8 protein-coding genes are annotated in these 13,076 nt (G+C 68.9%); all 8 read left to right on the top strand.

Annotated features, from left to right (window positions below; genetic code table 11):
• The first annotated feature begins 113 nt into the window (after positions 1–113).
• The 8 genes from ABTX24_RS20630 (at position 114) to ABTX24_RS20595 (ending at position 13,043) form a co-directional block, all read left to right on the top strand.
• Complete coding sequence (locus tag ABTX24_RS20630) at positions 114–1,385, top strand: ABC transporter substrate-binding protein (RefSeq protein WP_350842207.1); 1,272 nt, start codon at positions 114–116, stop codon at positions 1,383–1,385.
• Positions 1,382–2,299 (top strand): carbohydrate ABC transporter permease, encoded by a 918-nt coding sequence (locus ABTX24_RS20625; protein WP_350720777.1) that lies wholly within the window; start codon positions 1,382–1,384, stop codon positions 2,297–2,299. Before ABTX24_RS20630 ends, ABTX24_RS20625 begins: the two co-directional genes overlap by 4 nt.
• A gap of 4 nt (positions 2,300–2,303) precedes the next feature.
• The gene (locus ABTX24_RS20620; RefSeq protein ID WP_350842205.1) at positions 2,304–3,161 is read left to right on the top strand and encodes a carbohydrate ABC transporter permease; all 858 of its coding nucleotides are present in this window, start codon (positions 2,304–2,306) and stop codon (positions 3,159–3,161) included.
• Complete coding sequence (locus ABTX24_RS20615) at positions 3,158–4,396, top strand: AGE family epimerase/isomerase (RefSeq protein ID WP_350842203.1); 1,239 nt, start codon at positions 3,158–3,160, stop codon at positions 4,394–4,396. Before ABTX24_RS20620 ends, ABTX24_RS20615 begins: the two co-directional genes overlap by 4 nt.
• On the top strand, positions 4,393–7,428 hold the full coding sequence (locus ABTX24_RS20610) for a GH92 family glycosyl hydrolase (protein ID WP_350842201.1): 3,036 nt from the start codon (positions 4,393–4,395) through the stop codon (positions 7,426–7,428). Before ABTX24_RS20615 ends, ABTX24_RS20610 begins: the two co-directional genes overlap by 4 nt.
• Complete coding sequence (locus ABTX24_RS20605; RefSeq protein ID WP_350842199.1) at positions 7,428–10,388, top strand: alpha-mannosidase; 2,961 nt, start codon at positions 7,428–7,430, stop codon at positions 10,386–10,388. Before ABTX24_RS20610 ends, ABTX24_RS20605 begins: the two co-directional genes overlap by 1 nt.
• A gap of 12 nt (positions 10,389–10,400) precedes the next feature.
• Positions 10,401–11,312, top strand: coding sequence for an endo-beta-N-acetylglucosaminidase H (locus tag ABTX24_RS20600; RefSeq protein ID WP_350842197.1), 912 nt, complete (start codon positions 10,401–10,403; stop codon positions 11,310–11,312).
• 396 nt (positions 11,313–11,708) lie between these two features.
• The gene (locus ABTX24_RS20595; protein ID WP_350842195.1) at positions 11,709–13,043 is read left to right on the top strand and encodes an HNH endonuclease signature motif containing protein; all 1,335 of its coding nucleotides are present in this window, start codon (positions 11,709–11,711) and stop codon (positions 13,041–13,043) included.
• Positions 13,044–13,076 lie beyond the last annotated feature (33 nt).

Genomic DNA, 13,076 nt, shown 5'->3' with positions numbered 1-13,076 from the left:
CGGAGGCGATTGTGGCGCCCCTCACACGGATGCCTTGACGGCACACCTCGTTCGGTGAATAGTACGGCCCGAACTTAACCGCTTTATCTAAAGCTTTCAGCAAGGAGCCAGAAATGAGCGTACGCCGGTTGGTGGGGGTCGCCGCTGGGTTGGCCATGGGCATCACTGCGATGACGGGTTGCGGGGCCGGTGACGAGCCGTCCGCCGGTGACCTCGAAGGCAAGATCGAGGGCAAGGTCTCGATCCAGACCTGGGCGCTGAAGCCCAAGTTCACCGACTACGTCGAAGGCGTGATCGCCGACTTCGAGAAGGAGAACCCCGGCGTCGAGGTCACCTGGCTCGATCAGCCAGGCGACGGCTACGACCAGAAGGTCCTGACCCAGGCGTCCTCCGGCGACCTCCCCGATGTCACCAACCTGCCGCCGGACTTCGCTCTTCCGCTCGCCCAGCAGGACCAGCTCCTCGACCTGGAGAAGACCGACGTCGACCTGGAGGGGACCTTCGTCGAAGGTGGCCTGCAGGGTTACCGGTACGACGGCCTCGACGGCACCTATGGCTACCCGTGGTACCTCGGCACCGACGTGAACTACTGGAACAAGGACATGCTGGCCGAGAACGGGCTCGACCCGGCCGACCTGCCCACCGACCTCGACTCGCTGATCGAGCAGGCCCGGACGCTCAAGGAGAAGTCCGGCGGCAAGGTCTACCTGATGACCCGCAAGCCCGGCCTCAACGACCTGCAGCAGGCCGACGTACCGATCTTCAACGAGGACGGCACCGAGCTCACCTTCAACACCCCCGAGGCCGTCGAGCTCGTCCAGAAGTACGCCGACGCCTATGCGGACGGGCTGCTGCCGAAGGACATCCTCACCGACACCTTCCAGGGCAACGCGGAGCTCTACAACCAGGAGAAGGCCGCCTGGACCACGGGCAGCTCCAACATCTCCGGCCTCGAGGAGGCCAACCCGACCCTCGCGAAGGGCACCGAGATCTCGCCGGCCTTCGGCGACGGCCCGCTCTACGTCCAGGGCCTCTCGGTGAACGCCAACAGCAAGAACCTCGCCGCCGCGAACGCGCTGGCCCAGTTCGTGACCAACCCGGACAACCAGCGCGAGTTCGCCAAGCTGGCCCCGGGTGTCTACCCGAGCACGGTCGCCTCGCAGGAGGACCCCTACTTCACCGAGGACGACGGCACCGTCGCCGCCAAGGCGAAGGTCACCGGCCTGAAGACCCTGACCACCGCCATCCCGAACAACCCGAAGGTCTCGCCGGCGATGGCGACCATCATCGACCAGCAGATCGGCCTCGCCATCAGCGGTGACGCGACGCCACAGGAAGCCCTCGACAACGCCGTCGAGGAGTGCAACAAGCTGCTGGCGCAGTGACGGTCTCCACCGTGCCCGGCTCCACCGGGATGAGCCGCCGGGTGCGTGAACACAAGTGGTTCACGCCCTGGTTGCTCGTCGCGCCCGCGACCCTGTGGCTGTGCGTGTTCAACCTCTATCCGGCGCTGAACACGGTCTACATGGCCTTCACCGACAAGAAGCCGCTCGGCGGAGGAGACTTCGTCGGGCTCGCCAACTTCGAACGGATGCTCGATGACGACCAGCTCGTCTACGCCCTGACCAACTCGGTCCTCTACATGCTGGTCTGCGTACCTCTGCTCACCATGCTGCCGCTGCTGCTGGCGGTGCTGGTGGAGAAGAAGCTCCCCGGCCTGACCTTCTTCCGGGTGGCGTTCTACACCCCGGTCGTCGCCTCGGCGGTGGTCGTCGCGCTGATCTGGAACTGGATGCTCGACGACCGCGGCGCGATCAACGCGATCCTGCAGGCGCTGAAGGTGGTCCAGGAGCCGCTGCCGTTCCTCACCGACCGCTGGCTGCTGCTGTTCAGCGCGATCAGCCTGACGGTGTGGAAGGGCCTGGGCTACTACATGATCATCTACCTCTCCGCGCTCGGAAACGTCGGCCGTGAGCTGCACGAGGCGGCAGCGGTGGACGGCGCGGGACCGGTGCGCCGGTTCTGGAGCATCACCGTGCCCGGCGTACGCGGCACGATGCTGCTGATCACCATCCTGATCACGGTCTCCTCGCTGCGGGTCTTCTCCGAGCTCTACGTGATGACCGGCGGCACCGGCGGACCGGGAGGCCGGGTCAGCTCCGTGGTGATGCTGATCCAGATGTACTCCACCGGCTTCACCGGCCACCTCGGCTACGCCTCCGCGCTGAGCCTGCTGCTCTTCGTCCTCACCCTGGTCCCGATGGTGCTGCTGGTCCGTCTCAACAGGAAGGACGGCTGAGTCGATGGCTGAGAAGCAGAAGGCGTACGCCTTCCACCGGATGTCGGTGGGCGAGGTCGTGCTGCGCTACGCGCTGCTGGCGGTGGTGCTTGTCATCACGATCCTGCCGTTCCTCTGGCAGCTGTCGACGTCGCTGAAGGGGATTGACGAGAACATCTACACCGCGACCCCGCGGTTCATCCCGGAGGACCCGACGTTCGCCAACTACACCAAGGTCGCCGAGGTCGTCCCGGTCGTCGACTACGCGATGAACTCGATCATCGTCGCGATCCTGGTCGTGGGCGGCAACGTCATCGGGGCCACGATGGCGGGCTATGCGCTGGCGAAGCTGCGCTTCCGCGGGAGCCGGCTGGTGCTCGGTGCGCTGCTGGCCACCCTGATCCTGCCGGGCGAGGCGACGATCATCGCCCAGTACGTCACGGTCCGCTCGCTCGGGCTCACCGACACCCTGCTGGGCGTCGCGCTGCCGGGCATGATCGGGATGATCAACGTCCTGCTGATGCGGGCGGCGTTCACCGCGATCCCCGACGAGCTCGAGATGGCCGCCAAGGTGGACGGCGCCAACGCCTGGCAGCGGCTGATCCACGTCAACCTCCCCGGCGTACGCGGCATGCTCAGCGTCATCTCGATCTTCGCGTTCATCGGCGCCTGGGACGACTTCCTGTGGCCGCTGATCGTGCTGACCGACCCGGAGAACCTCACGCTGACCGTCGGCCTGCAGTATCTATCGGGCACATTCACCAACAACCCCCGCCTGATCGCGGCAGGCACGATGATCTCGTTCGTCCCGATCGTGATCGTCTTCGCGGTGCTGCAGCGCTACTTCTTCCGCGGGGTCGAGGAAGGGGCCATCAAGGGATGACCGACCTGCAACTGACCACCGCCGAGATCGCCCGCTTCGAGGAGGAGGCCTCGCGCCTGCTCGCCTTCGCGCGGGGGTCCCGCCACGAGGGCGGCGGCTTCGGCTGGCTCGACGAGCACGGCCGGCTCTCTCCCGACCGGCCCGTCGAGACCTGGATCACCTGCCGGATGACGCACGTCTTCGGGCTCGCGCAGCTGCGCGGGGAGGGGTGGGCCCTGGCGTACGTTTCCCGCGGGATCGCCGCCCTGACCGGGCTTCTCCACGACGACGACAACGGCGGCTGGCACTCCGCGGTCTCCCCGGAGACCGGCGAGGTGATCAGCACCGTGAAGGAGGGCTACGCCCACGCCTTCATCGTGCTCGCCGCCACCACCGCGTACGCCGCCGGCCACCCCGGGGCCTCGGCGCTGCTCGAGGAGGCGTTGAGCGTGATGGAGGAGCGGTTCTGGCGCGAGGACGACGGCATGATCCTCGACGTGTGGAGCGCCGACTGGTCCACGTTGGACGGCTATCGCGGCGTGAACGCCAACATGCACGCGGTCGAGGCGTTCCTCGCGGTCGCCGAGGTCACCGGGCGCCGGGTCTGGCTCGAGCGTGCGCTGCGGATCCTGGAGCGGGTCGTTCACGGCTTCGCGCGCGAGCACGACTGGCGGCTGCCGGAGCACTTCTCCCCGGCATGGACCGTGGAGCTGGACTACAACATCGACGAGCCGGGACATCCGTTCCGGCCGTACGGGGTCACCATCGGGCATCTCTTCGAGTGGGCGCGGCTGGCGCTGCATGCGCGGACGCTGCTCGGGGCGGAGGCTCCGTCGTGGCTGCTCGAGGACGCGCAGTCGCTCCTCGCCGCGGCGGCCTCGCGCGGGTGGTCGGTCGACGGGGCGCCCGGCTTCGTCTACACGACCGACTTCGCCGACCAGCCCGTGGTGCGCGAGCGGATGCACTGGGTCGCCGCCGAGGCCGTCGCGGCGGCCTGGACGCTCTTCCGTGACACCGGTTCTGCTGAGGCTTTGGCGGACGTACGCCGCTGGTGGGCCTACTGCGAGGAGTATCTGGTCGACCGAGAGGGTGGTTCGTGGCACCACGAGCTCGACGCCCACAACCAGCCCTCGGCCACCGTCTGGCCCGGCAAGCCGGATGTCTACCACGCCTACCAGACGGTGATCCTGCCCCTGCTCCCCGCGGGCGCGAGCTTCGCCGGTGCGGCGGTCTCGCTGGTCGAGGGTTCGGTGTGACAGGTCCTCGGGATCCCGTCGCCGCCCGGGCCGGGGTCGGCTACTCGTCGGAGGACGCCTGGCTGCTCGAGGCGGCGCCCGGCGGTGGTGACGTCGAGGTCGAGCTCCCTCTGGAGGCGGCCATCGAGGTGGCCGAGCGGGACGAACTGTGCTTTGTCGTCCTTCCCGAGTCGGCGTCGACGGATGAGCGGCGATGGGACTCGACGTATGTCTGTGTGGACGGGCTGCTCGACGACGGGCGGCGGCTCAGCGAGGTCGGGCTGGTCGACCAGTACGGGCAGGCGCTGACGCCGGCTGCGCAGGGGGAGGGGAAGCGGGCTTGGGTGGACCAGTGGAACCTGCGGCGGGTGGCGCTGACCGGGCTGGCCGAGCGGCGCATCGAGCGGCTCCTGGTCGTGGTCCGTGCCGCGGAGGTGCCGCTGCGGGTGTGGGTCGATGATGTCGGCGTACGTCCCGCCCGCGCCTTCCCGGCGGCACCGCTCGACCAGGTCGACATCCGCCGGGGGACCCACTCCAGCGACCGGTTCTCGCGCGGCAACAACGCCCCGCTGGTCGGTCTGCCGCACGGGGGCGTCTTCGGTCTGCCGATGACCGATGCCGCTGCGGGCAACTGGCCCTACGCGTGGCACGCGCACAACCGCGACACCACCGGCGGACCGAACCGGCCTGCGATCGAGGCGTTCGCGACCTCGCACATCCCGAGCCCGTGGATGGGCGACCACGGGGTCTTCCAGCTGATGCCGAGCCCGCTGGCCGAGCCCGACGACGACCGGCGCGCACGCGCACTCGGATTCGACCACGCCGACGAGGAGGCAGGGCCACACCGTTATGCGGTCGCGCTCGACGGTGGGGTCACCGCCGAGCTCGTCCCCGGCGACTTCGCGCTCGGGATGCGGTTCACCGGTGCCCGCTCGCTGGTGCTCGACCACCACGGGGAGATCCGGTCGCTGACCTGCGAGAACGACCGGGGAGAGGCGATCGTGCGCGCCCTCCTCGCCGACCGCGAGGGCAAGCCCGCTCAGCACATCCACCTCCGCGTCGCCGGAACCTCCCAGCTGCGTCTGGGCGCCGGCCGGCTCCGTGGCCACATCGCGCTGAACGGTGCCGGGGCAGTCGACGTACGTCTGGGGATCTCGACCGTCAGCGACGAGCAGGCGGCAGCCAACCTCGAGGCTGCCGGGAGCTTCGACGAGATGGCGGCGCGGGCACGCGCGGCCTGGGAGCAGGTGCTGGCGACCGTCGAGATCGAGGGGGCGAGCGAGGACCAGCTGGTCTCGATCCGCTCCGGCCTCTACCGGCTCTTCCTCTACCCGAACCGCTACGGCGAGGGGCCCACGCACGCGCACACCTCGCCCTACGACCTGACCACCGTCAGGCACGCGCCGATGACGGTCACCCACGGATTCTGGGACACCTACCGCACCGCCTGGCCGCTGCTCGCGCTGCTCGACCCGGCCGGCGCCGGCTCGCTCGCCGAAGGTTTCGTCGAGCACTTCCGCGACCGTGGCTGGACTCCGCGCTGGAGCGCTCCGGCCGCCGAGGACTGCATGACCGGCACGACCTTCGACACGGTCCTCGCCGACCTGGCGCTGCGGGGCGTCCCCGGGATCGACCTGGAGACCGCGTACGCCTCGGCGCTGAAGAACGCGACCGTTCCCGCCGATGACGTACGAATCGGGCGCAAGGGTCTGCGGCGCGCGATCTTCCGTGGGTACGTGGACACCGAGACCCACGAAGGAATGTCGTGGACCCTGGACAACGCGATCAACGACTGGTCGATCTCGCGCCTAGCAGGTGTCCTGAACCCGGACCGGGCGGATGAGGACATGGTCGCCGAGGAGATCTACTTCGCGCGCCGCGCGCTGGGCTACCGCCACGTCTTCGACACCTCTCGCGGGTTCTTCATCGGGAGAACGTCCGCCGGCGGCTGGCGCGAGAGCTTCGATCCCGACGAGTGGGGTCACGACTACACCGAGACCAACGCCTGGGGGACCGCGTTCACCGCGCCCCACGACGGCGCCGGCCTGGCTGAGGTGCACGGCGGCGAGGCGGCTCTCGGCGCGAAGCTGGACGACTTCTTCGCGCGTCCGGAGACCGGCGCGGCATCGCTGTCGGGTCACTACGGGTTCGCGATCCACGAGATGACGGAGGCCCGGGACGTACGGATGGGGATGCTCGGCCTCTCCAACCAGCCGGCCCACCACATCCCGTTCATGTACATGTTCGCCGGGCGCCACGACGACGCCCACCGGATCGTCCGCGAGTGCCTCACTCGCCTCTTCGTCGGCTCCGACCTCGGCCAGGGCTATCCCGGTGACGAGGACAACGGCGAGATGTCGGCCTGGTACGTCTTCGCCACCATCGGCCTCTACCCGCTGGTGCCCGGCTCGGCCTCCTACGTCATCGTGCCGCCGTCGGTGCAGCGGACCGTGCTGCGGCCGGTCGGCGGCAAGGAGATCGTGATCGAGGCGGTCGGGACCGGTGGATACATCCGCTCGGTGATGCTCGACGGTACGCCCTGGGACGAGATCTCCATTCCGCACGCCCGCCTGGTCACCGGCGCCCACCTGGTCATCGAGCTCTCCGAGGTGCCGTGCGGCTGGGCGGGGGATTCCCGCCCACCCTCGGCCTCGCGGATCGCGCCCGGGCTGCCGGTGTCCGACACGACCGTCGTGGTTCCCGGCTCGCTGACCGATGACACGGGCGAGACCACGATCGCGCTGAGGGCGGGGGAACAGGTGGAGGTCCCGCTCGTCGGCGAGCGGCGGCTCTCCCTCTACACCGTGACCTCCGCGGAGCCGGGCGACCTGGCCTGGGGACTGGAATTCCTCGATGCCGGCCGCGCGATTGTGGCCCGCGAAGAGCGGCTTGCCGAGACGTACGTCTGGGCTGGTCAGACCAGGGTTTTCCGGATCAGGCGCGGCGACCCGGTCGTGGCGGGCGCCGTACGGTTCACCGCGTTGTCCGACTGCGTGCTCACGCAGCTGGAGCTCATCGAAGACGACCTCGATAACAGACAGGACGAGCACTGATGCACGACGACGTACACCTCACCGAAGGCCGCGTGAGCCGGGTCCTCAAGGAGCGCCTGTGGCCGGCGGTCCACACCACCGCGGCGCCCGTGAGCGTCGAGTGGCACGAGCTTCCGGGGGAGCCGATCGCTCCCGCGGACGGGCTGGGCCTGACCTACGAGCCCTTCGAGGTCGGCAGCGACTGGGGTCCGGCCTGGGGAACGACCTGGTTCCGGATCACCGGAACGGTCCCGGCTGAGTGGGCCGGACGCCGGGTGGAGCTGGTCTGCGATCTCGGCTTCGACGTCAACATGCCCGGCTTCCAGTGCGAGGGGCTGGTCTACACACCCGATGGCGAGCCGATCAAGAGCCTCAACCCGCGCAACCAGTGGGTGCTGGTGGCGTCGGAGGCCGTCGGTGGTGAGGAGGTCGAGCTCTTCCTGGAGGCCGCGGCCAACCCGGTGCTGCTCGACTACCACCCCTTCCTGCCCACCCAGGAAGGGGACATCCAGACGTCCTCGCCCAAGAAGCTCTACACGACCCGGCGGATCGAGCTGGCCGTCTTCGAGCAGGACGTCTTCGAGCTCTGCCTCGACCTGGAGACGCTCCACGAGCTGCAGGTCGAGCTGCCCGAGGGGCCGCGCAAGTTCCGCATCCTGCAGGCCATCGACGACGCCCTCGACCGGGTCGACCTGCAGCGCATCGCGGAGACGGCGGCCTCGGCTCGCTCGGTGCTGACCGGGGTGCTCGAGGCGACCTCGCACGACTCCGCCCACCAGATCGCCGCGATCGGCCACGCCCACATCGACTCGGCCTGGCTGTGGCCGGTGCGCGAGACGATCCGCAAGGTCGCCCGTACCACCTCCTCGATGACCGAGCTGCTCGGCGAGGATCCCGACTTCCGCTACGGGATGTCGAGCGCCCAGCAGTATGCGTGGCTCAAGGAGCACCGTCCCGAGGTCTACGCCAAGGTGAAGACGGCAGTCGCCGAGGGTCGCTTCATCCCGCTGGGTGGCATGTGGGTCGAGTCCGACACCACGATGCCGTCGGGCGAGTCGCTGGTGCGGCAGTTCCTCTACGGACAGCGGTTCTTCGAGTCCGAGTTCGGGATCCGCTGCAAGGGCGTCTGGCTGCCGGACTCCTTCGGCTACTCGCCGGCCCTGCCGCAGCTGATGAAGCGGGCCGGGTTCGAGTGGTTCTTCACCCAGAAGATCTCCTGGAACCAGGTCAACAAGTTCCCCCACCACACCTTCGAGTGGGAGGGCATCGACGGATCCCGCATCCTGAGCCACTTCCCGCCGATGGACACCTACAACTCCCGGCTCTCCGGCGAGGAGGTCGCCAAGGCGTCGCGCCAGTTCCGCGAGAACCGGCTCGCCACCGGGTCGATCGCCCCGGTCGGCTGGGGCGACGGCGGTGGCGGCACCACCCGCGAGATGGCCGGCAAGGCCCGCCGGCTCCGTGATCTGGAGGGCTCCGCCCAGGTGTCCTGGCGCCACCCCGACGACTTCTTCGCTTCGGCCCGGGAGGAGCTGACCGACCCGCCGGTGTGGGTCGGCGAGCTCTACCTCGAGCTCCACCGCGCCACCCTCACCTCCCAGCACCTCACCAAGCAGGGCAACCGGCGCTGCGAGCACCTGCTCGTCGAGGCCGAGCTGTGGTCGGCCACTGCCGCTCTGCGTGGCCTGGTCGACTACCCCTACGACGAGTTGGACGCACTGTGGCAGCAGATCCTGCTGCAGCAGTTTCACGACATCCTGCCGGGCACCTCGATCGCCTGGGTCCACCGCGAGGCGGCTGCCCACTATGCCCGGGTCGCCGAGGCCGCCACCGCCCTCATCGACCGGGCGCTCACCGCGCTCGCCGGCGAAGGCACGGTCCCGCTGCGTGCCGACGGGCGCTCGGGTGCGGTCACCGAGGCCGAGCCCGTGGCGGCGGTCTCCGTGGTCGAGCAGGGCGAGACGTACGTCTTGGACAACGGCATCGTCCGGGTCACCGTCTCCGCGGAGGGACTGATCACCTCGGCGCTCGATCTGGCGACCGGGCGCGACGCGATCCCGGCCGGGGCCGAGGCCAACCTGCTCCAGCTCCACCAGGACTTCCCGAACATGTGGGACGCCTGGGACGTGGACCGGTTCTACCGCAACCGGGTCACCGACCTGCGCGAGGTTACCTCGATCTCGGTGACGCCCGACGGGCTGGTCATCGAGCGGCCCATCTCCGCCGACTCCTCGACCACGCAGGTGCTGTCGCTGGCGCCGGCGTCGCGCGTGCTGGAGATCTCGCAGAGCACCGAGTGGCACGAGACCGAGAAGTTCCTCAAGGTCGCCTTCCCGCTCGACGTCAAGGCCGAGCAGACCCTCGCCGAGACGCAGTTCGGCTACCACCGCCGCCCGACCCACACCAACACCTCCTGGGAAGCGGCGAAGTTCGAGACCTCGATGCACCGCTGGGTGCTGGCCGAGGAGCCCGGCTTCGGGGTCGCGCTGGTCAACGACTCGACGTACGGCTTCGACGTCACCCGTCCTTCGGCCCTGACCACGGAGGTGCGGCTCTCGCTGCTGCGCGCGCCGCGCTTCCCCGACCCGGAGACCGACCAGGGCGTGCAGACCCACCGCTACGGCCTGGTCCTCGGGGCCTCTGTCGCGGCCGCGACCGAGGCGGGCGCTGCGCTGAACACGCCTGCCCGTCCGGTGTCGGGAGCCCGTGCGGTCGAGCCGCTGGTGACCGTCTCCGGGGAGGGCCTGGTGGTCTCGAGCGTGAAGCTCGCCGCCGACCGCTCCGGCGACCTGGTCGTGCGTGTCTACGAGTCCACCGGCGCGCGTACGCAGGGGGAGCTGCGCGTCGGAGAGAGCTTCGGGCGGGTCGAAGAGATCTCGCTCGTGGAGGACCCGATCGCGGAGGTGAGCGCTGACGGCGGTGTCGTCGCGCTCAGTCTCGGTGCCTTCGAGGTCCGCACCCTGAGGTTCCACCGCAACTAAAGGAGATCAGCCATGTCAGTTCCCCACATCTCACGCAGACGCATGCTCCTCGGTGCCGGAGCGGCCGCCATCGGTGCCACCGGTGCGGTCACCGGTCTGGCCACGGCGGCGAACGCGGCGCGCCCGATCGCTTCGCCGACGCTGATGACCGGCTATGTCGAGGTGAACAACTACAGCATCGGCAACGTCGCCAAGTACGAGCTCGCCGGAGGCGGCAACGTCTTCGACATCGGCCTGATCTTCGCCGCCAACATCAACTACGACGGCCAGCGGGCCTATCTCTACAACAATCCGCAGGTGCAGGCGCAGCTCGACGCCGCCGACGTACACATCCGCCCGGCCCAGGCCAAGGGCATCAAGATCCTGCTCTCGGTGCTCGGCAACCACCAGGGCGCCGGGTTCGCCAACTTCCCCGACCGCGCCGCCGCCGAGGCGTTCGCCGACCAGCTCGCCGCGGTGGTGACCCGGTACGGCCTGGACGGGATCGACTTCGACGACGAGTGGTCCAACTACGGTGCCAACGGGACGGGCCAGCCCAACGACTTCTCCTTCGTCTACCTCCTCGAAGCGCTGCGCTCGCGGATCCCCGACAAGCTGATCACGCTCTACTTCATCGGGCCGTCCGCTTCGCGGCTCTCGTACGGCGGGGTCAACGCCGGCGACCTGCTCGACTACGCCTGGAACCCCTACTACGGGACCTGGGGTGTGCCTGACGTGCCTGGTCTCGGCAAGCCTGCGCTGGCACCGGCCGCCATCAACATCCAGGGCACCTCCGCCTCGACCGCCGCTTCGCTCGCCTCTCGTACGGTCTCTCAGGGGTACGGGGTCTTCAACACCTACAACCTCGGGTCTGCTGATGCGAGTGGGTATCTGTCTTCTGTCACCCGGGCGCTGTACGGCAAGGGGACTGTCTACACGGGGTGAGACTCGGATTTGGGCTTTCTCAAAGGGTTGGTGTTCCGCCGCTGCCGCAAGCTTGGCCGCCGACCCTTTCGGGAGGGTCTTCTCGATCGTCCCCGGAGTCAAGGCGATGTATCGAGCTTGTCGAGATGACGGCCTTCGGCCGCCGGCTTCGCCGGCCGCTTCGCGGTCCTTGACACCGAGGACGATCGAGAAAAACTTGGCTGGCTATCGGGTCGGCGGCCAGCCCTGTCGGGCTTTGGTCTGGGTTGGGTGCCGGCCGTCGACAGCGCGGCCTGGTCGCGTCTGGAAGGGCTGGCGCAATGTGCCAAATCAGGCCTTTGAAGATGGCGTGAATACGCCATCTGACCTGCGAAAACAAGATGCGCCATGGCGTCTGGGTTTGGTAAAATAATGGGTATGGAAGCACTCCTCGACCCCGACGACACCACCAGCAGTCTGCTGGCTGCGGTGCGTACGTCGCGGGCGGTCGCGGAGCAGGCTGACCGGGACGTGCTGATCGCCGCCGCACGGTTCGCGGCGCTGCATTCGGTCGACACGACGGAGGAGTCTGCGCGGCTGGACGGGGACACCTTTGGAGATCGGATGCTGCCCCTGGCCGGGCCCGGGGCACCACTGGTCTCCGAGGCGGCCGCCGTGGAGTTCGCGGCAGTGTTGGGGCGTTCCACCCAGGTGGGGAAGAAGTTTCTCGGGGACGCGGTCGAGCTGCGTTACCGGCTCAAGCACGTGTGGGCGCGGATCCTGGACGGGTCCCTGCTGGCCTGGCGTGCCCGTCGGATCGCGGACCTGACCAGGGACCTGGATGCCGATGCCGCCGCATGGGTCGACCAGCAGATCGGGGCCCATGCCCACCAGGTCGGCACCCGGCAGCTAGAGCGGATGATCACCCAGGCCGCCGCCCTGTTCGAACCCGATGCGGCTGCCGCGATCGCCGAGCACGATGCGGTCGAGCACCGTTCCGTCACGATCACCACCACCGAGACCACCCCATTCGCTGCCACCGGTGCCGAACAAGGCCAAGCCGTACTCGCGTTGGGGTATCTCGACGGCGTGCTCGACGCCGCGGACGCCCTGGATCTGGAGAACGCGGTCGCAGCGATCGCCCACGGGCTCCTCGACCAGGACGACTACGCGACCGCGAGCCTGGACGTACGACGCGCGGCCGCGCTCGGGGTCCTCGGGAGGGCCTACAACTCCGGCTCCCTCGACGGAGTCCCCGGTGTCGCTCGGGTGGTCGAGCTGGTCATCCACACCGACACCCGCGAACTCGCGGGCACCGGCCTGGTACGTCTCGCCAACACCCGTGGCCTGGCCAGCATCGAGCGCCTCGAGCAGTGGGCCACCACCCCGGGCACCGTGATCAAGCCGATCATCGTGGTCGACCTCGCCGACGACATCGAAGCAACCGGCTACGCCCCGACCACCCGGCAGCGGCGCCAGGCCGAGCTGCTCCACCAGAAGTGCTCCTTCCCCTACTGCGAAGCCCGCGCCGAGCACTGCGACCTCGACCACCGCGTGGCGTACGCCGCTGGCGGCCCGACCAGCAGCCGCAACCTCACCCCGCTGTGCCGACAACACCACCGGATGAAGACCCACCACGGCTGGCGCTACCACCGCCTCAGAGTGGGCGTCTACAGATGGCACAGCCCCCACGGCTACCAGTACCTCGTCACCCCGACCGGCACGGTCGATGTCAGCAACGACCTCGACCCACCCCTCACCCTCGCCGCATGACGAACGTCTCGAGCACCGTGCGCGGCTGATCCT

Origin of the sequence: Nocardioides sp. NPDC127514 (assembly GCF_040302125.1) — a bacterium.
Lineage (GTDB): Bacteria > Actinomycetota > Actinomycetes > Propionibacteriales > Nocardioidaceae > Nocardioides.
This window is presented reverse-complemented; position numbering and strand designations above follow the sequence as displayed.